At 62.2% G+C, this 19,544-nt stretch carries 16 protein-coding genes and 1 pseudogene; 11 read left to right on the top strand and 6 right to left on the bottom strand.

Annotated features, from left to right (window positions below; all coding sequences use genetic code 11):
- Nucleotides 1–2 precede the first annotated feature (2 nt).
- The 6 genes and pseudogenes from N1937_RS03065 to N1937_RS03045 all read left to right on the top strand — a co-directional run bounded on the left by N1937_RS03065 (nt 3) and on the right by N1937_RS03045 (nt 5,685).
- The gene (locus N1937_RS03065; protein ID WP_260057433.1) at nt 3–254 is read left to right on the top strand and encodes an exodeoxyribonuclease VII small subunit; all 252 of its coding nucleotides are present in this window, start codon (nt 3–5) and stop codon (nt 252–254) included.
- Between the two features lie 85 nt (nt 255–339).
- Complete coding sequence (locus tag N1937_RS03060; protein ID WP_162118337.1) at nt 340–1,107, top strand: SDR family NAD(P)-dependent oxidoreductase; 768 nt, start codon at nt 340–342, stop codon at nt 1,105–1,107.
- Nucleotides 1,108–1,294: 187 nt separating this feature from the next.
- The gene (locus tag N1937_RS03055; protein ID WP_260057432.1) at nt 1,295–2,218 is read left to right on the top strand and encodes a pirin family protein; all 924 of its coding nucleotides are present in this window, start codon (nt 1,295–1,297) and stop codon (nt 2,216–2,218) included.
- A gap of 303 nt (nt 2,219–2,521) precedes the next feature.
- On the top strand, nt 2,522–4,438 hold the full coding sequence (gene dxs, locus N1937_RS03050; RefSeq protein ID WP_260057431.1) for a 1-deoxy-D-xylulose-5-phosphate synthase: 1,917 nt from the start codon (nt 2,522–2,524) through the stop codon (nt 4,436–4,438).
- A gap of 4 nt (nt 4,439–4,442) precedes the next feature.
- A pseudogene (locus N1937_RS31490) lies at nt 4,443–4,580 on the top strand (endonuclease domain-containing protein); the annotation flags it as partial.
- 156 nt (nt 4,581–4,736) lie between these two features.
- Nucleotides 4,737–5,685 (top strand): IS630 family transposase gene (locus N1937_RS03045; protein ID WP_085991549.1). Its coding sequence is split into 2 segments (ribosomal slippage): nt 4,737–5,072 and nt 5,074–5,685, totalling 948 coding nucleotides; the frame shifts between segments, so codons are not numbered across the junction.
- A gap of 22 nt (nt 5,686–5,707) precedes the next feature.
- On the opposite strand, the gene N1937_RS03040 is transcribed toward N1937_RS03045, so the two are convergent.
- Together N1937_RS03040 and N1937_RS03035 are read right to left on the bottom strand one after the other, a co-directional pair.
- Nucleotides 5,708–7,642, bottom strand: a complete 1,935-nt coding sequence (locus N1937_RS03040; protein ID WP_260057430.1) for a methyl-accepting chemotaxis protein — start codon at nt 7,640–7,642, stop codon at nt 5,708–5,710.
- A 219-nt stretch (nt 7,643–7,861) separates the two neighbouring features.
- Nucleotides 7,862–8,869, bottom strand: coding sequence for a DUF4424 domain-containing protein (locus N1937_RS03035; RefSeq protein ID WP_260057428.1), 1,008 nt, complete (start codon nt 8,867–8,869; stop codon nt 7,862–7,864).
- A gap of 86 nt (nt 8,870–8,955) precedes the next feature.
- On the opposite strand from N1937_RS03035, the gene N1937_RS03030 reads away from it, so the two are divergent.
- From N1937_RS03030 to N1937_RS03020, 3 genes are all read left to right on the top strand, one after another.
- On the top strand, nt 8,956–9,741 hold the full coding sequence (locus N1937_RS03030) for a TlyA family RNA methyltransferase (RefSeq protein WP_260057427.1): 786 nt from the start codon (nt 8,956–8,958) through the stop codon (nt 9,739–9,741).
- A complete protein-coding gene (locus tag N1937_RS03025; RefSeq protein ID WP_260057426.1) occupies nt 9,738–10,988 on the top strand; it encodes a class I SAM-dependent RNA methyltransferase in 1,251 nt (416 codons plus the stop codon). Before N1937_RS03030 ends, N1937_RS03025 begins: the two co-directional genes overlap by 4 nt.
- Before the next feature lie 460 nt (nt 10,989–11,448).
- Nucleotides 11,449–12,453 (top strand): MBL fold metallo-hydrolase, encoded by a 1,005-nt coding sequence (locus N1937_RS03020; RefSeq protein ID WP_260057425.1) that lies wholly within the window; start codon nt 11,449–11,451, stop codon nt 12,451–12,453.
- Nucleotides 12,454–12,515: 62 nt separating this feature from the next.
- Here N1937_RS03020 and N1937_RS03015 read toward each other — a convergent pair whose 3' ends face one another.
- The gene (locus N1937_RS03015; protein ID WP_260057424.1) at nt 12,516–13,271 is read right to left on the bottom strand and encodes a crotonase/enoyl-CoA hydratase family protein; all 756 of its coding nucleotides are present in this window, start codon (nt 13,269–13,271) and stop codon (nt 12,516–12,518) included.
- A 9-nt stretch (nt 13,272–13,280) separates the two neighbouring features.
- A complete protein-coding gene (locus N1937_RS03010) occupies nt 13,281–15,059 on the bottom strand; it encodes an acyl-CoA dehydrogenase (protein WP_260057423.1) in 1,779 nt (592 codons plus the stop codon).
- A gap of 208 nt (nt 15,060–15,267) precedes the next feature.
- On the opposite strand from N1937_RS03010, the gene N1937_RS03005 reads away from it, so the two are divergent.
- Entirely contained in the window at nt 15,268–16,263 is a 996-nt protein-coding gene (locus N1937_RS03005; protein ID WP_260057422.1) for a transporter, read from the top strand.
- Between the two features lie 240 nt (nt 16,264–16,503).
- Here N1937_RS03005 and N1937_RS03000 read toward each other — a convergent pair whose 3' ends face one another.
- On the bottom strand, nt 16,504–16,989 hold the full coding sequence (locus N1937_RS03000; RefSeq protein WP_260057421.1) for a BA14K family protein: 486 nt from the start codon (nt 16,987–16,989) through the stop codon (nt 16,504–16,506).
- Between the two features lie 225 nt (nt 16,990–17,214).
- Nucleotides 17,215–18,459 carry an aromatic ring-hydroxylating oxygenase subunit alpha gene (locus tag N1937_RS02995; protein ID WP_162118348.1) on the bottom strand — a complete coding sequence of 415 codons (1,245 nt, stop codon included), beginning with the start codon at nt 18,457–18,459 and terminating at the stop codon, nt 17,215–17,217.
- Between the two features lie 417 nt (nt 18,460–18,876).
- Between N1937_RS02995 and N1937_RS02990 the strand changes: the two genes are divergently transcribed.
- Nucleotides 18,877–19,485 carry a DUF6656 family protein gene (locus tag N1937_RS02990; protein ID WP_017963056.1) on the top strand — a complete coding sequence of 203 codons (609 nt, stop codon included), beginning with the start codon at nt 18,877–18,879 and terminating at the stop codon, nt 19,483–19,485.
- The last annotated feature ends 59 nt before the right edge of the window (nt 19,486–19,544 follow it).

The following is a 19,544-nucleotide window of genomic DNA, read 5'->3' as shown; positions in this document are numbered from 1 at the left end:
GAATGACTGACAGCGCCAAGCCTGAGGTATCAGGCCTTTCCTTCGAAAAGGCGGTCGCCGAACTCGAAAGCATCGTCGCCCGGCTGGAACGCGGCGATGTGGCGCTGCATGAATCGATCGAGATCTACGAGCGCGGCGAAGCGCTGAAGAAACATTGCGAGACCCTGCTTTCGGCCGCCGAAAACCGCATCGAGAAGATCCGGCTCGACCGCGCCGGCAAGCCGCAGGGCGTCGAGCCGCTCGACGGCGCCTGAGACAGCAAACTACCTTTTGAAGACGCTTGGCTATCGGCTTCGGACCGATCTATGATCCCCTCCCAAACAATGAGGGGACAGCGGAATGACGGACAGATTGAAGGGCAAGGTCGCCATTATCTCGGGCGGCGCAACCGGCATGGGCGGTGCCGCCTCGAAGCTTTTTGCGGCGGAAGGCGCGCGCGTTGCGATCATCGACCGCAATCGGCAAGCAGCAGCCGAGACAGTCGAGGCGATCCGTGATTCCGGCGGCGAGGCCGATTGCTGGACGGCCGATGTCTCGGACGAAGCCGCCGTCAATGCCGCCGTCGCCGGTGTCGAGGAACGCTACGGCGCAGTCACCGTGCTCTTCAATCACGCCGGCACGATCGTCATCAAACCTTTTCTCGAAACAACCGTCGAGGAATGGGACTGGCTGCACGCCGTCAATGTGCGCTCGATGTTCCTGATGACCAAGGCCGTGCTGCCGAAGATGATTGCGAGCGGTGGCGGGTCGATCGTCTGCACCTCGTCGATCTCGGCGGTCGCCGCCACGCCGATGGAAGTCCTTTACGACACGACCAAGGGTGCCGTGCATATGTTTGCCCGCGCCATCGCGGTGGAATTCCGCGACCGCAACATCCGCTGCAACGCCGTCTGCCCCGGCTTCATCCGCACGCCGCACGGCCTGCGCGAGGTTGCCGACCTGCAGGCGCTCGGCGTCGACGTTTCGGATGCCGCCATTGCCGCCCAGCAGGGGCGGATCGGCGAACCCGAAGACGTGGCGCGGGCCGCGCTTTATCTCGCCAGCGACGAATCGAGCTTCGTCAATGGCGCCCATCTCTTCGTCGACAATGGTTTTACCGCAATCTGAGCGAGTGCACGTCCGATTGGGCACGCGGTGCACTTTCCAGTGCTGGAGCATCCTTAACGCATCCGATTGGACGCGCGGCGCACTTTCCAGCGCTGGAGCGTCCTTTGCGCATCCGATTGGACGCGCGGCGCTCCAGGCGCTATCTGTGGGCGATGACGCGCGGCCCTGTAGCGATCGGAGATCCCTCATGTCCTTTTTTCCCGGTAAAGATCCCCTGCCCGGCGATGCCTTCGCCTGCGACGCGATCGAGAACCTGATCATCCCGCGCACCAGCGATATCGGCGGTTTCCAGGTGCGCCGCGCGCTGCCCAGCCGGCAGCGGCGGCTGGTCGGGCCGTTCATCTTCTTCGATCGCATGGGTCCGGCGATCCTGAAGCCCGACGAGGCGCTCGACGTCAAGCCGCATCCGCATATCGGGCTGTCGACGGTCACCTATCTGTTCGACGGCGAGATCCGCCATCGCGACAGCCTCGGCACCGAAAAGGTCATCCGTCCCGGCGATATCAACTTGATGACGGCAGGCCGCGGCATCGTGCACTCCGAGCGCACGCCCGACAATCTGCGTGGCCATCCGCTGCTGATGTCGGGGCTGCAGACCTGGCTGGCGCTGCCCGACGACAAGGAAGAGATCGATCCCGCCTTCGCCCATACGGAAAAGTCCGCCATGCCGCTGATAGAGACGGCAGGCGTGCGCGGGCGCGTGGTCATCGGCTCGTTCGAGGGCATGACATCGCCGGTCGGCGTTTTCTCCGACACGCTCTATGTCGATCTCGATCTGCAGCCGGGCGCCAAATTTCCCTTCGGCGCGGGCCACGAAGAGCGCGCCGTCTATGTGCTGTCGGGCGAGGTCGTCATATCAGGCGACCGTTTCGCTGCCGATCAGCTGCTGGTCTTCCGGCCGGGCGATCAGATCACGCTGGAAGCCGGCCGCGATGGCTGCCATCTGATGCTCTTCGGCGGGGCGGCGCTCAATTCGAAACGTTATATCTGGTGGAATTTCGTCTCCTCATCGAGGGAGCGGATCGAACAGGCCAAGGAGGAATGGCGCACCGGCCGCTTCGATATCGTTCCCGGTGACGAAGAGGAATTCGTGCCTTTGCCGGAAGGCTAAATGGATCCCAATGATCCGAATCCTCCGGATCGGGATCGAGAAATAGAGCTGGATCTCCGCCGAAAACCGCTCACACTTTTCGGCATCATGCTTTAACAGTGGGAGCATGATGTCATCCGAAAACCGCTCACACTTTTCGGCATCATGCTCTAACAGTGGGAGCGTGATGTTATCCGAAAACCGCTCACACTTTTCGGCATCATGCTCTAAGGTGAAAACCTTCGGTTCCTGAAATGCACTTGTTTTGCCGCAATCTAATCGAATAAAAGCGGAACAAGGAAAAGCAAGAAAGAGCGCCCGCCCGTGACACAACTGCCGAAGACCCCCCTGCTCGACCAGGTCATCTATCCCGCCGACCTGCGCAAGCTCGAGGATCGCGACCTGCCGCAGCTTGCCCGCGAAGTCCGGGACGAAATGATCGATGCGGTGTCGCGCACCGGCGGCCATCTTGGCGCCGGTCTCGGCGTTGTCGAATTGACAATCGCCATCCACAGCGTCTTCGACACACCTGATGATCGTCTGATCTTCGATGTCGGCCATCAATGTTATCCGCACAAGATTCTCACTGGCCGGCGAGACCGCATCCGGACGCTGCGCCAGGAAGACGGGCTGTCCGGCTTCACCCGCCGGGCCGAAAGCGAATACGATCCCTTCGGGGCCGCGCATTCCTCGACCTCGATCTCGGCCGGCCTCGGCATGGCGATTGCCGCCGACCTCGACAAATCAGACCGCCGCGTCATCGCCGTCATCGGCGACGGGGCGATGTCGGCCGGCATGGCCTATGAGGCGCTGAACAATGCCGGGGCGCTGGATGCGCGCCTCATCGTCATCCTCAACGACAACGACATGTCGATCGCGCCGCCGACAGGGGCCATGAGCGCCTATCTCGCCCGCCTTGCCTCGGGGCGCACCTATATGGGCTTCCGCGATCTCGGCAAGAAGCTGACGGCCTATCTCGGCAAGAACATCGACCGGGCGATCACCCGCGCCGTCGAGCATGCGCGCGGCTATGTCACCGGCGGCACGATGTTCGAGGAGATGGGCTTCTATCATATCGGCCCGATCGACGGGCATTCCTTCGACCACCTGCTGCCGGTGTTGCGCAACGTGCGCGACAATGGGCGCGGACCGGTGCTGATCCATGTCGTCACCCAGAAGGGCAAGGGCTATCCGCCGGCGGAAGCCGCGGCCGACAAATATCACGGCGTCAACAAGTTCGACGTCATCACCGGTGCCCAGGCAAGGGTCAAGCCGAATGCGCCGAGCTATACCAGCGTCTTTGCCGAAGCGCTGGTGCAGGAAGCCGCCCTCGACGACAAGATCGTCGGCATCACCGCCGCCATGCCGAATGGTACCGGCCTCGACAAGCTCGCCGAGGCCTTTCCGTCGCGCTGTTTCGACGTCGGTATTGCCGAACAGCATGCCGTGACCTTCGCTGCCGGCCTGGCAGCGGAAGGCTACAAGCCGTTCGCAGCGCTTTATTCGACCTTCCTGCAGCGCGCCTACGACCAGGTCGTGCACGACGTGGCGATCCAGGGACTGCCGGTGCGTTTTCCGATCGACCGTGCCGGCTTTGTCGGCGCCGACGGGCCGACGCATGCCGGCTCCTTCGACACCACCTTCCTCACCACCCTGCCCGGCTTCGTGGTGATGGCGGCCGCCGATGAGGCCGAACTCAAGCACATGGTGCGAACGGCTGTCGCCTATGATGGCGGGCCGATCTCGTTCCGCTATCCGCGCGGCGAAGGCGTCGGCGTCGACATGCCGGCGCGCGGCGAAATCCTGCAGATCGGCAAGGGCCGCATCGTCAAGGAAGGCACCAAGGTGGCGCTGCTCTCCTTCGGCACGCGTCTTGCCGACTGCCTGCTTGCCGCCGAGGATCTCGACGCTGCGGGGCTTTCGACGACGGTCGCCGATGCGCGTTTCGCCAAGCCGCTCGATCACGACCTGATCCGCCAGCTTGCCCGCCACCACGAGATGGTGATCAGCGTCGAGGAAGGCGCAATCGGCGGCTTCGGCAGCCACGTGATGCATTTCCTCGCCAACGAGGGCCTGCTCGACAACGGCCTGAAGCTGCGCTCGCTCGTCATGCCCGACATCTGGATGGAGCAGGCCAAGCCCGAAGCCATGAACGCCCACGCCGGCCTCGACCGCGCCGGCATCGTCTCGACGGTGTTCAGGGCGCTGGGGCGCGGTGTTGCGGTTGGGGTTGCGGGGTAATGCTTTGGTGAGGGCGTGCCGTGTGGCCCCCTCATCCGCCTGCCGGCACCTTCTCCCCGAGGGGAGAAGAGATATGCCGCAACGTCTCGATTCCCTCTTCTCCCCTCGGGGAGAAGGTGCCCGTAGGGCGGATGAGGGGGCTGCCCGGCAGGTCCTCTCAACAATAAAGGCGGCGCATCACTGCACCGCCCTCTTCATTTAACGTCCCTAGAGCGGTTCATCGCTTCTCGGAATCGCTAGATTCTCGAATCAGCAAATATGTGATTCCTGATGGGTACTGGAAAGGAGGCCAGTATCCATGACACGACCATATTCCAATGATCTTCGTGAAAGAGTTGTCGCTGCAGTTGCGGCCGGTCAGAGCTGCCGGGTGGTGGCGGATCGGTTCGATATAGCTGTTTCCTCTGTGGTGAAGTGGTCGCAGCGTTATCGAACGACGGGCAGCGTTACGCCTGGGAAGATGGGCGGCCATCGCCGGCGGGTGCTGGAGCCGCATCGTGCCTTCATCATCGAGCGGATTGAGAAGACCTCGCATCTGACGCTGCATCGTCTGAAGGACGAACTGGCGGCGCACGGCGTGACAGTCTCCCACAACGCCATCTGGCAGTTCATGCGTCGCGAAGGCTTCAGCTTTAAAAAAAACACTATTCGCCCTTGAGCAAGGCCGTGCCGATATCGCCCGGCACCGCAGGCGCTGGAAAGCCTGGCAAAGCCGTTTCGACCCGAGTCGTTTGGTCTTTATCGACGAAACTTGGATCAGAACCAACATGACGCCGTTGCGGGGCTGGGGGCCAAAGGGCAAAAGGCTGCACGGCTTTGCCCCGCATGGCCGCTGGCGAACGCTGACCTTCCTCGGCGCGCTCCGCTGCGATCGGCTAACCGCGCCCTGCGTCTTCGACGGCCCGATCAACGGCGAGTGCTTCCGCGCCTATGTGAGCCAGCAACTGATTCCTACCCTCAAATCCGGCGACATTGTCATCGCCGACAATCTCGGTTCTCACAAATCCAAAGCAATCCGGGATGCCATCAAGGCGGTCGGGGCAAGGCTGTGGTTCCTGCCGAAATACTCGCCCGACCTCAATCCGATCGAACAGACATTCGCCAAAATCAAGCATTGGATGCGCGAAGCTCAAAAGCGAACCAGCGAGGATACATGGCGCCATCTCGGGCACCTCGTCGAAACCATCAAACCAGACGAATGCGAAAACTACTTCCGCAATGCAGGATACGCTTCAGTCAAAACATGAACCGCTCTAAGAGAAGCCCCTCTCAGAACTCCGTCCAGTCTTCCTTCACGGCCGCAGCGCTCGCCTGTCTTCCGCCGAAAGCCTTAGCGACGGTGCGGGTCAAAGCGTGGGCCGGGGAGGCGACCGGGCGGGCGTTGGTGCCGGCAACGCTTGCGCGCGGCGCCGGGGCCAGCTGGCCGAGCTTGAACTGGCGCAGCAATTCTTCGAGAGCGTTTGCCTCCTGGGCGAGCGCATGGCTGGCCGCAGTCTGCTCCTCGACCATGGCGGCGTTCTGCTGTGTGCCCTGGTCCATGTTGTTGACGGCAGTGTTGATCTCCTGCAGGCCGATCGACTGTTCGCGGGTGGCGGTGACGATGGCGCTGACGTGGTGGTTGATCTCCTGCACCTCGGAGACGATGACCTCCAGCGCCTTGCCGGTTTCGCCGACGAGGCCAACGCCGGCAACGACTTGTTCGCCCGATGTGGTGATCAAAGCCTTGATCTCCTTGGCGGCCTTGGCCGAGCGCTGGGCGAGCTCGCGCACTTCCTGGGCGACGACCGCAAAACCCTTGCCGGCATCGCCGGCGCGGGCGGCTTCAACGCCGGCGTTCAGAGCAAGCAGGTTGGTCTGGAAGGCGATGTCGTCGATGACGCCGATGATGTTGGAGATCTCACCCGAGGACTTCTCGATCTGCTGCATGGCGGAGACGGCCTTGCGGACGACTTCGCCTGACTTTTCGGCGCCGAGGCGGGCGCGCTCGACGAGATTGCCGACATCCTCGGCGCGCTTGGCGCTGTCGCGGACGGTCGTCGTCACTTCCTCGAGTGCGGCGGCGGTCTGTTCGACGGCGGCAGCCTGCTGCTCGGTGCGGTGGGCCAGATCGTCGGCAGCCGAGCGGATTTCGCCGGCGCCGGCATTGATCGCCGAGGCGTTGCGGCCGACCGATTGCAGCGCCGCCTGCAACTTTTCGACGGCATGGTTGAAGTCATTGCGCAGGCTGTCATATTGCGAGGCGAACGGCGTCTGGAGACGACCGGCCATATCGCCGTTGGCAAGCTCGGCAAGGCCGCCCGCCAAAGCGTCGATGGCATAGCGAATCTCGCCTTCCTCGCGCGCCTTCTGCTCATCACCTGCCCGGCGCTGGCGCTCGGCGTCGTCGCGCATCCGGTCGGTCTCGCCGGCAAGGCGCAGCTTCTCGATCGCCGCCTGCTTGAAGACCAGGACCGACTGGGCCATCCGGCCGATTTCGTCGCCGCGGTCGGTAGCCGGAACCTCGATGTCGTTCTGACCGCCGGCGAGGCGATCCATGGCGCTCGTCATGCCGACGACTGGGCGGACGATGATGCGCGACATCAGCCAGGCGAGCATGGCAGCGGCAAGCGAGGCGAGGATGCCGCCGGCAAGCAGCGTGATCTTCAGATCGCTGTTGGCATCAGCCCGGATCTCGGCAAGCGCTTCCGACTTTTCACGCGCGGTGGCCTTGATCTTGGCCGAGGCCTGGCGGAAACCGTCGAGCTGGCCCTTGGTGGCGTTGACGCCGATCTTGACGACCTCTTCGATCGGCATATCGCTTTCCTTGCGCGCCTTGGTCTGCGGCTCGGCAAGTTCATGGAAATAGAGATCGGCGGCCTTCTGCATGCCGTCGATCATCTCGACCAGCTGCGGCTCGCCGGCCGCCGTCTGCTTGGTGGCGGCAATCGCCTTCAGCATGCGCTCGCGATTGGCGAAAACATCACCATAGGTGCTGTCGCTGCGGAAGAGGATGAAGCCACGCAGATTGACAGCCTGTTCGAGCATCGCCTGCAGCGCATCGTCGATCTGGTTGACGAGCAGCTCGGACTTTTCCTGCTCGGCAGACGCGGCCGCGGACGCCGTCGCCTTGGAGTAAACGAAAGCGGAAACGGCGACGAAAATGAGAATGAGGGCTGCGAACGTGGCCGCAAGTTTACCGTTCAAGGATATGTTTTTGGCGGACATCGGTGATTTCTCCTGACGACAGTCGACGCGGCGAGAGGCAGGTCGCGCGAGACGCAACCGCCGGGATGTTTGAAACTGAGAACATGATTGGCGTGGAAACGCGTGCGCCTTCATGGCGCCGAGCAGTTCAGATGAACCGCCGCAATCACGCCGAACCTATCTGGGCAGGCTTTAAATTTGTTTAAATTTGTGCACTGCAACCGAGGCCGAGCGCGCGGATTATTGTGCCGTTTCCGGAGGATTGAGGATCAAGATGTCGAAATCTTTTGTGGGATCGAAATCCTCTGATGTCATCCGGAAGGTCGTCGGACCGATCTTCCGAACGTTGCTGCCGCAGAAGCTGATGAGGCTGCCCGGCTTCCCCTTGTCGATCGTCAGTTGGAAGCGCCTGATCGGTCCCGCCCAGTTGGCGCCGGTCGACAGCACATAGGAGATCCAGCTTTCGGTATAGTTGGCGCCCCCGGCCTCGGCTTCCCGAGCACGCTGCTGGGCAACTTTGACGAAATCTCCGTCGAGGCAGTATTTGCGCGAATAGTCATCGAAACGCTCGCCCTTCGGCTCGCCACCTTCGAGAAAGCTGATGGCAACGGTGCCGCCGACGGCCGGTTTGTAGCGATGCTGGACGCTGACCTTCTTCTTCGCCGGGAAAGTGGTACGCCACCAATAGGTCGAGCGCAGCGTCCAGAGCGGCACGAGATCAACCTTTGCGACGCCATCGGCATCGCCCTCGGCCATGGGATAGACGAGGCCGCGGGCGGTCCAGTCCTTGCGGACGGTTTCGGGAAGCTTGGCGAGCGCCTCGGTCGTCTTCTGGCTATAGGGAAGGACGGGAATGCCCAGCTTGGCGAACTCGTCGGTCACATCGATGCCGAGCGAGACGACGCGCTGCTGCAGCTTGGCGGTGATCGGCCTGCCGTCCTGCACGGTGGAGAAATGCAGGAAATTGTCGCTGTCATAATCGGAGATGGCGGAATTGTTGTCGACCTGGCCAGTGATGTCGGGCATCGGAAAGGCGACCAGGCTTTCGACATCCTTGTCGGAACTATTCTCGAAGATATAGTCGACGCGCACTTCCGAAGCGGAGATGAAGAGATCCTCTTCAGCCATGCTGACATCGTCGGATTGGGCAAAGATCAGCCCGCCGGTCTTGACCTCGGCCATCGTGTCGTTCGCGAGCGCGGGCGATGCGATCACTGCCGCGGCAATCAGCGTGAAGAGCTTCAGCATGGAACACCCCCGTGTCTGCGGCGCGGTCGCCGCGGCAGGATTATCGCCGAAAGCTTTTGAGGGTCAATGACGGTCTTGGGAACAAAATGCTTGCAACCGGCGGCTTTGCCGGTCATGCACAGCCGATGTCAGATCAAAACACCCAACGCCTCGACCAGCTTCTCGTCTCCCTCGGCCTCTTTGCCAGCCGTTCACGCGCCCGCGACGCCGTGCAGCGCGGCACCGTCAGGATCGGCGGCCAGGTGGTCACCAAGGCCGGCGCGCTGTTTGGCGCAGACGCGGCAATCGAGATCGACGATCCGGCCCAGGACTATGTCTCGCGCGCCGCACTGAAGCTTGCCGCCGCACTCGACCATTTCCGGCTCGATCCCGCCGGTCATCACTGTCTCGATGTCGGGGCCTCCACCGGCGGCTTCACCGAGGTGCTGCTGCAGCGCGGGGCTGCGCATGTCACCGCGATCGATGTCGGCCATGGGCAGATGCACCCGCGCATATCAGGCGATCCGCGCGTGACCAACAAGGAAGGCCTCAACGCCCGCAACCTGACGGCAGAGGATATCGGCCATCCCGCCACCTTCATCGTTTCAGACGTCGCCTTCATCACGCTGAGGCTGGCGCTTGCGCCGGCTCTCGATATCGCCGAACCTGGCGCTATCGCCGTGCTGCTGGTCAAGCCGCAGTTCGAGGCCGGGCGCGAGGCGATCGGCAAGGGCGGGATGCTGAAGGACCCCTCGTCCGCTCCCGCCGTTGCGGCGGAACTGGAGCGCTGGTTCACAGAGGACATGGGCTGGAAAAGCCTCGGCCTCATCCCTTCCCCGATTTCCGGCGGCGATGGCAATCAGGAATTTCTTCTGGCAGGATTGAAACCGTGAGCACCGAAACCGTCAAGATCGAGAAGCTCGGCGCCCAGGGCGACGGCATCGCCAGCAGCGCCGGTGGCCCTGTCTACGTGCCCTTTTCCCTGCCCGGCGAAACGGTGGCGATTGCCCGCGTCAAGAGCCAGGGCACGATCATGTCGATCACGACGCCCTCGCCCGACCGGCAGGAGCCGCCTTGCCGGCATTTCGGCCCGGATGGCGTCAACGGCACCTGCGGCGGCTGCACACTGCAGCATATGGCAGATGCGCCCTACCGCGCCTTCAAGCGCCAGCTGGTGATCGATGCGCTGAAATCGAAGGGTCTGACGTCAGAGGTCGGCGAGATCGTTCCGGCTCGGCCGGGCGAGCGCCGGCGCCTCGTCTTTGCGGCGCGCAAGACCGAGAAGGACATGCTTGTTGGATTCAACCAGGCCGAAAGCCACCATATCGTCGCGATCGAGGAATGTCCGATCTCGTCGGCAGGGATCATCGCCCGGCTGTCGGCGATCAGGGCGATTGCTGCATCGCTGGCGACCAGCGCCGAACCCTTCCGCGTCGCCGTGCTCGAAACGCTTTCGGGCCTGGACATATCAGTCGACGAGGTGAAGAAACTCTCCGATCCGCAGCGGCGCAAGGCGATCGAGACCGCGCTCAGCCTGCGCGGCATCGCCCGTGTTTCGCTGAACGGCGAAATCCTCGTCGAGCCGTCGAAGCCGATGGTCGAATTCGGTGGCGTCCAGGTTTCACCGCCGCCGGGCGGCTTCACCCAGGCAACCAAGCCGGCGGAAGAGGCGATGGCCGAACTGGTACTTGCTCATGTCGGCAAGTCGAAGCGGATCGCCGATCTCTTTGCCGGCGCCGGCACGTTTTCACTGCGGCTGGCGCGGATCGGCCGCGTGCACGCCGTCGAAGCCGAGGCAAAGGCGCTCGCAGCCCTCGATCATGCGGCCCGCAACACACAGGGGCTGAAACCGGTCACCGTCGAAAAGCGCGATCTCTTCCGCCGCCCCTTGATGACGCAGGAGTTCAAGCCCTATGACGCCGTCGTCTTCGATCCGCCGCGGGCCGGCGCCGAGTTCCAGTGCCAGGAGCTCGCCCGCTCAGGCGTAAAGAAGGTCGTGGCGGTCAGCTGCAATCCGCTGACGCTGGCCCGCGACCTCGCGATCCTCGTCGAGGGCGGCTACCGGATCACTGGGGTAACGCCGATCGACCAGTTCCTCTGGACCTCGCATGTCGAGGTGGTGGCGACGCTGGAGAAATAGGCGTGCCTGTCGGCTAAGTTTTTGCTCTCTGTGCCGGCGGTGTGGTGCCCGAACCGTCTTCCTAGCGTTGGAGCTACCTTGTCGGTTTCCGGTTTTCGTGTCCCGATCCGAGCTGCGTCGCATTGCCCGAGTCCCGGCTTGTGTGCCTGAAACGGCATCTGTTGCAATGGGTTGGATCTCCGAGCCCGCCATAGTGGTCACGATGCCGCGGCTCTTCCTATATTGGTAGAACCGGATGAGGCCCCGATGTGCATCCTGCAAGACGAGAATGCTCCACGCACATCGCCACAGATAAGGCCGCAGCGGAAAGGCATCGCGGAATCGATAGGCTTTTATCGGTATCTTTTCGATAGTGACGCGATATCGAAAAGATAGTAACAGATTGGCGAACAGTGATCCACACGCCATGAAATGTGAAACATGATCGACAGAAACAGAAGCGTTGCCCTGGTCACCGGCCATGCGTAAGGCCAAAAGACGCAACCCTTATTATAAGGGGCCAGTGTCCGATCATTTCGACGGCACGCATTTCTTCAATCCCGAAGGTATCGAACCGCTTGGTTTCCGCGATGTGTTGCGGTGGCAATTCGGCGGTGGCCGTGAGCCTTGGCCGAGGTCGGTCCCAAGTCCGTACGCGGCGGCCAAACCGGATTCATACGTCGACGGCGAGGACCTAAGAGTGACCATGGTCGGCCATGCAACTATGCTCGTGCAGGTCGCTGGGCTCAATATCCTCACCGACCCCGTATGGTCAGAGCGCGCCAGTCCCTTCGCTTTTGCCGGGCCCAAGCGCGTCGTCCAACCGGGCATCGCCTTCGATGATTTGCCGCCAATCGATCTCGTGCTGGTGTCGCACAATCATTATGATCATCTCGATATCGCAACCCTCAGGCGCTTGGCTGCGAAGCATCGGCCGCGTGTCGTGACGCCGCTCGGCAATGACACGATCATGCGCCGCGCCGTGCCCGATATACAGACGACATCGATGGACTGGGGCGAGCGCATTTCGCACGCCGGAATAAGCATTGATGCCGAGCCTGCACACCATTGGTCCGCCCGCGGCACCGCCGATCGCCGGATGGCACTCTGGGCGTCGTTCGTTTTATCGACTCCGGCCGGAAAGATTTATCACGTCGGAGATACGGGCTTTCACGACGGCATCAACTACAAAGCGGCACAGCAGAAGCATGGCGGCTTTCGCCTGGCCATTTTACCCTTCGGCGCCTATGAGCCGCGCTGGTTCATGAAAGGGCAGCACCAGAATCCGCAGGAGGCGGTGATCGGGATGAAGTTGGCAAATGCGGCCTATGTGGCCGGACACCACTTCGCCACGTTCCAACTGACGAATGAAGCGGTCGACGCGCCGGCAAGAGCGTTGCAAGACGCCATGAGCGAGCATGATATTCCCCCGGAACGGTTCCGGCCGCTCAGGGCCGGCGAGGTATTCAATGTGCCGGCGGTCTGATCGGTGTCCGGTTGCTCCCGAACTGGTGCCATGGATTGTTCGGAAACGACCGAAATCGGAGGTCAGCGGCGCATGAAGGCTTCGAAGGCCGCCCGAGCTTCGGCGCTTTTCAGCCGCGCGGAGAAATAGCGGGCCTCCTCGTCGATGCGGGCGATGATCTCGCCACGATCGCCGCGAATGAGATCGCGGGCGATGCGCAGCGCCTCCGGCGGCTTGGCCGCGAGCTTTGCGGCGAGGCCAAGCGTCAGTGAATCGACCTCGCCTGGGTCGACGACCTTCCAGACCAGACCCGCTTCCCTCGCCTCCTCGGCCGAAAATGCTTCGCCGGCGGCAAGCATGGCGAAGGCGCGCTGATGCCCCATCAAGCGCGGCGCGACGAGGCTGGAACCGGCCTCCGGCACCAGTGCCAGATCGACGAAGGGGGTGCGGAACTGGCTGCGGCTGGAGGCGATAGTCAGATCGCAATGGAGATGGATCGTCGTGCCGATGCCGATCGCAAGGCCGTCGACGCCGGAGACGACGGGTTTTTCGGCCTTCACCAGCGCATAGAGGAAATCGAGGATCTCCTGCTCCAAGCCGCGGCCGCCCATCGCGGCAGCAAGAAAATCGTTCAGGTCATTGCCGGCCGAGAAGCAGCCCTCTGTGCCGAGGAAAGCGGTGGCGCGGATGTCGGGGTTCGTGTTGGCCGCAGTCAACGCATCGGCCATGGTGCGGTACATGGCACGGGTGATGGCGTTCTTCTTTTCCGGCCGGTTGAAGCGGATGGACTGCACGCCGGGATAAGCGGAAGGCTGCTCGACGATGATGTGGTCGGTCATAAGGTCTCCTCAGGCAAGCAGTATGCGGGCGGCGGCAAGGCTTGCCGCGCCATTGACGACCCGATCGCGAAGGGCTGCGGTCTCGGCAAGCAGGTTTTCGGCGGCGAAGCGGCAGAGCGCGATGCGGTTTTCGCCTGCCCCATCGGCTCCCTCAGCGAGACCACCCTTGGCGAGATAACAGCCGGTGAGCACCAGCCCGAACAGGCGCTGATAGGGGGTGGCTCCGGAGAGCGCCTCGGCGGCCTTTTCATCGGCAAGCGTCTTCAGCAGCCAGGCGGTCGCCTGTTCGAGATCGGCAATCGCAGCGTCGAGCCTCACAGCCGTTTCGCCGAAACCATTAAGATTGCAGCGGCGGACGCCTTCGGCGATCTGTTTAAGCTCGGCCATGAAACCCTTCACCTGATCGCCGCCGGAGAGCGGCAGCTTCCGGGTGACGAGGTCGATCGCCTGGATGCCGTTGGTGCCCTCGTAGATCGGCGCAATGCGGGCATCGCGGAGATAACGCGCCGCACCCGTCTCCTCGATAAAACCCATGCCGCCATGCACCTGAATGCCGAGCGAGGCGACATCGACGCCGGCATCGGTCGAAAAGGACTTGGCAATCGGCGTCAAAAGGGCGGCGCGCTCCTGCCAGTGGTGGCGGGTGTCGCCTGCCCGGTGCGACATGTCGATCGCGTGGGCGCAGGCATAGGAGATGGCGCGCGCCCCTTGCGTCAGAGCCTTCATGGTGAGGAGCATGCGGGCGACATCGGGATGGTCGACGATCGGGCTCATGCCGGCGCCGCTTGAGCCCGGCGCCCTGCCCTGGGTGCGTTCCCTGGCATAGGCGAGCGCCTTCTGGGTGGCGGCCTCGGCGATCGCCACTCCCTGCATGCCGACGGCGAGGCGGGCATTGTTCATCATCGTGAACATGCAGGCGAGCCCCTTGTTCACCTCGCCGACCAGCCAGCCCACAGCGCCCTTTTCTCCGCCGAATTTTCCGTCGCCGTAGATCATCGTGCAGGTCGGCGAACCATGGATGCCGAGCTTGTGCTCCAGCGAGTGGCAGAAGAGATCATTGCGAGCCCCAAGCGAACCATCGTCGTTCACCAGGAACTTCGGCACCAGAAAGAGCGAGATGCCGCGTGTGCCGGCCGGCGCGTCCGGCAGACGGGCCAGCACCAGATGGATGATGTTATCGGCCGCGTCATGTTCGCCCCAGGTGATGAAGATCTTCTGGCCGAACAGGCGGTAGCTGCCGTCGTCGCGGCGCTCGGCGCGAGCCTTCAGGGCGCCGAGATCGGAGCCCGCATGCGGCTCGGTCAGGTTCATGGTACCGGTCCATTCGCCGGAGACCATCTTTTCCAGATATTTGGCTTTCAGCGCGGCACTGCCATGGGTGCTGACGGCCTCGATGGCACCCATCGTCAGCGTCGGGGCGAGGGCGAAGGCCATGGAACCGGAATTCCACATTTCGAGTGTTGCGACATTCAGCATGTGCGGCAAGGCCTGGCCGCCGAAAGCTTCGGGCGCCGTCAGGCCGTTCCAGCCGCCGGCAATCCAATGGCGATAGAGCTCGCGCCAGCCATCCGGCAGCCGGACCTCGCCACCCTCCAGACGAGCGCCCTGACGATCACCGATGTCGGCGAGCGGCGCCACTTCCTCTGTGGCAAAACGTCCCGCCTCGGCAAGGATGGCATCGACCAGATCTTCGCCGAGATCGCCGAGCAGCCCCTTGGAAATTGCCTCGCCCATGCCCGCTACGTGCTTCAACGTGAACGCGATTTCCTCGACGGGCGCTTTGTACATGGTTTTTCCTCCGCAGACCGGCCTCACAGCGGCAAAGCCCCTCCGAGGCAAGGGCTAATTGATTTTTACGTAAACGTCAATTTCGATTTCCTCGGCCGTCATGCGATAAGTCGCATGACGTGACGCTTTGCTCTTGCACCCTTGCACAAATGCACGTCATGGAGACACTCTAAGGAATGACATCGCCTTCGCAAAGGACCGGCGAACAATGGACACGTTGCCCGTCAACATACCCGGTTTCGTCTGGGCCTATCGCTTCTCACCCGAAGAAAAGACCGCGGTACGACTGAACAATAGTGCAACGGTGGCGGAACTGACCGCCGACAACTGTTTCTACTGGCTGCACCTCAACCTTGTCGACGCCCGCGTGCCAGCCTTGCTCGATACGCTGGACGGGCTGACGGAGGACGCGAAATCGGCGCTGACGACGCGCGATACGCATGCGACCATCACTGTCGACGAGCAGATGCTCTATGGCACGCTCGTCGATTGCCAGCGCGATTTCGCCCAGGATACCAACAATCTCGGCTGGCTGCATTTCGCCATGTCCGACCGCTTCATCATCACCACGAGGCTGCAGCCGCTGCGCAGCGTCGAACGGGCACGCGCCCTGATCGAGAAGAATCCAGGCAAATTCTCCCGGCCAGTCGATCTCTTCGAACTGCTGGTGATCGAATTCCAGCGCACGCTGATCGCGGTCGTCATCGAACTCACCGAAGAGCTGAACCAGATCGAGGATATCGTCTACGACAGCGCGCAGCGCGACGAGCGCCGGCGCCTGGCGCCGGTGCGGCGCACCGTGGTCAGGCTGCATCGGCATCTGCGCACCGTGCTGGCGCTGATGCGCCGGGCGGCGGCGGCCGACGACGACGAGATGCCCTTTGGCTTCGACGATGTTGCCCGACGGCTGACGAACCGGCTGGAAACGGTCGACCACGACATCTATGCACTACAGGATCGGGCACGCCTGCTGCACGAAGAAATCGATTCGAAACAATCCTCCGAAACCAACCGTCACCTCTATCTGCTGTCGATCATGACGGCCTTCCTACTGCCGCCGACGCTGGTGACCGGCTTCTTCGGCATGAACACGGCAAACCTGCCCTTCGCCGTCGGCGACTACGGCACCGAATACGCCGTCGCTCTGATCGTCGCCTCCATCGCCTTTGCCTGGTGGTTATTGAGGCGCGTGGATATTCTTTGAGGGTGGACGTGCGGGCGTGACTGCCGGGGCTCGCGGACCTACGCCTCGATCCGATGGGGATCAACCCGCACCGGCCCCTCATCCGCCTGCCGGCACCTTCTCCCCGCAGGCGGGGAGAAGGGACATGCCGCACCGTTTTCCTCAACCTCGACGCTGCACATTTGGCACGTCCCCTCTCCCCGTTTTTACGGGGAGAGGGTTAGGGTGAGGGGCAGAGGTTTCTCGAGAACAGCACGTTTATCAATACGGCGAATAGCACTGTTGGCGCGGGCCATTATAGGGCTGGAAAGTGTTGTCGTAGGCGCGATAGGACCGGTAGCGGTTGGCGCACCAGGCAACGTGGCTCGAACCCATGCGGGGCGCAGGCGCGACGTAACGCGGCTGCGCGACAATGGCGCCGCCGATGACCGCACCGGCGCCGAAGGCGGCGAGCGGATACCAGTAGCCGTTATAACGCCGATAGCCCGGGCGGTAATAGGAATATCCGCGATAGCCGCCGTAATAGCCGGGCCGGTAGTAGGCGCCGGGCCGATAGCCTGGCCGGTAATAGGCGCCCGGACGGTAACCGGGGCGATAATAGCGGCGGTACTGGACATTCTCGACGGTGGAGGATTTCTCCACCTGCGGGGCGGTCGGCATCTGCATTGCCTGCGACGGCACGAAGCCTGTCAGAACGACGGCCGCAGCCAGAACTGCAGTCGCGATCTTGTTACTCAAACCGAACATTCTTCTCTCCCATTCAACAGCGATAACCGCCTGCTCAGCAACGCTTTCGTGCCGGAATGGTTCCGAAAGCGGCCGGGGCCGGCTGCTTTCGTATGTCTAAAGAAATCGATCTGAACCGGGCATTAACCGCGAGGCCTTCCTCGATGATCTCGCCCGGAACGCACTTCAGTCCTCTGTTCATGCATGTCGTGATCCCGGAACCGCTAACAGTTCCGGGCCGATGGATCAGGCCACGGCGGAAATTTTCGCCTGGTCGCCCTGCAGACGGTTCACCATGAAGTTCGAATACCATTCGAGGAACTGCATGACGCCGCCCTCATGCAGGGTGGAATAGGGGCCGGGCTCATAGGCGGGCGAGTGAATGCCGAAGGCGTTTTCCTCGACGATGCGGCGATCCTGATCGTTGGTCTCGGTCCAGACGTGGGTCAGTTCCTCGAGATCGTAATCCACGCCTTCGACGGCGTCCTTGTGGACGAGCCACTTAGTCGTCACCGCGGTCTCGTTGGCGCTGAGCGGCAGCACGCGGAAGGAGATGGCGTGGTCGCCGAGCAGGTGGTTCCACGTCGTCGGGTAGTGGAAGAGCAGCATGGTGCCGATATGGCCGATCGAGATATCGTCGGAGAGCGGACGCTTGACGGCGCGCTTGCCCGACATTGTGTAGCTTTCGGCATCCTCGATCAGCGGCATGCGGGCGGTGCGGAACTGACCGTCCGGCGAAATCTGGAACTTGCTCGGCAGGCCGGCGGCCTCGCAGCGGGCCCAATGGCCGGCGATCTCGGGATCGTCGGCGCCGCCATCCGTGCCGGTCACGCTCGGCGCTTCGGGATAGGTGCGGCAGAGTTCTGGGTGATTGGCGGCGCAATGATAGCACTCGCGGTTGTTTTCCCAGACAAGCTTCCAGTTGCCCTTTTCGATGATCGTGCTTTGGAAGGCAACCTTGCTCTCGCTGATCCGGTGCGGTGCGACGTAGGGTTCGATCTTGTCGCGCACCGTCTGGAAATCCGGAGCGGTGTTGGCAAGGCAGATGAAGACAAAGCCTGCGACGGTTTCGCAGTGGACAGGCTTCAGGTTGAAACCTGATTTGTCGAAATCATCGCCCATGTGGCGGGCGAAGGCGAGCTTGCCTTCGAGATCATAGGTCCACTGATGGTAGGGGCAGACGAGACGCACGGAGGAGCCGTGCTCCTTGGTGCAGACGCGCGAGCCGCGATGACGACAGCTGTTGTGGAAGGCGCGGATGATATTGTCGCGGCCGCGGACGATGACGACGGGATAGCTGCCGATCTGGACGGTGAAATAGGCGCCCGGCTTCGGCAGTTCGCAATCATGGCCGATGAACAGCCAGTCGCGATAATAGATCATCTCCATGTCGAGCTGGAAATATTCCTCGTCGATATAGAACGGCTGTTCGAGGCTGAAGCCCTCACGGCGGCTCTTGAGCTGACGCAAAACGTTGCTGCGAATATCCATCTTCATGTCCTCGTGCACCCGGCTGCCGCCTTCCGGCAAGAAGGCCGGCGGAAGCGCGCCCGCTTCCTTCTCCTTCGGGAGAATTGTTCATGGCGTCATTTAATCACCGAGCATGGCTGCCGCTTGGTTGTAATGCGACATCGGCTTCGAAATTGACGACAGGATGCGGCAAGGCTTGAAGCGGCCCATCCCGGTCGATCACCTCGCCCGACTCTCCCGGCAATTATCCTCAATTGCGACATGGCGTAAAGACCCGTTGCGCAAAGAGGTCGACTGCCTGATATCGATGTCAGTCGTGTTTGCGACATCTACCGGCATTTGCCTTCAGCCCGCCTGCCGCCATGGCGATTTTTAACATCGCCTTAAGCATACCGTCCTATCCTGCTGTTGATTCAGACCGACCGAAGAATGCGAACCATGGCCAAACTCCGGTATTTCGACGCGAAAGAAGCAGGTAAACTGCAAGAGCCGCAGCTGATTGCCGCGCATTCCGAATTTTTGCGCACCGGCCGCATTCCCCGCGAGCGGCGGCACTGGCTGGCCGAGGAAAAGCGCTATTTCACCCATGACGAGGTCGCCGCAAAGACCGGCCGCAAGCTGCAGGTTGCCGGCGAAAAGACGCATCAGCACATCAACGGCTTTCACCACTCGATCCAATTTCCGAAGATGATCTTCCACCGGACGCTGGAGGACAGCCCGCATCTCGGCTATTGCCACGTCACCGCCGCGCGGACGAAATTCGCGCATTACGAAGAGGTAAGCTGGGCCTTCTACATCGCCAATTTCTATTCCGACATCGGCGACAACGATAATTTCTTCGAGCGCATCGATGTCGGTTATTCCCGCATGTATTTCGCCGTCGCCATCAAACCTGGCGAGAACTCCGCGGAAAAGATGACCATCGACCGGTCGGTGCGCGGCAACGGCCTGCTCTTCCGCACCCATGATCCGCAGGCTGCGATCCGCAACATCCTCTTGCTCGGCGCCCGCAACGAACAGCTGCGCGAAATCATCCGGCAGCTCTAAAGCGATTGATCGCGAGCGGCGGAAAGCCTAATGACTGCCAGGACTAACACGGGCAGGAT

The sequence above is a fragment of the Rhizobium sp. WSM4643 genome (assembly GCF_025152745.1).
In the GTDB taxonomy this organism is placed as follows: Bacteria; Pseudomonadota; Alphaproteobacteria; order Rhizobiales; family Rhizobiaceae; genus Rhizobium; species Rhizobium leguminosarum_I.
The sequence above is the reverse complement of the archived record's forward strand: the minus strand, read 5'-3'. Positions and strand labels throughout refer to the sequence as shown.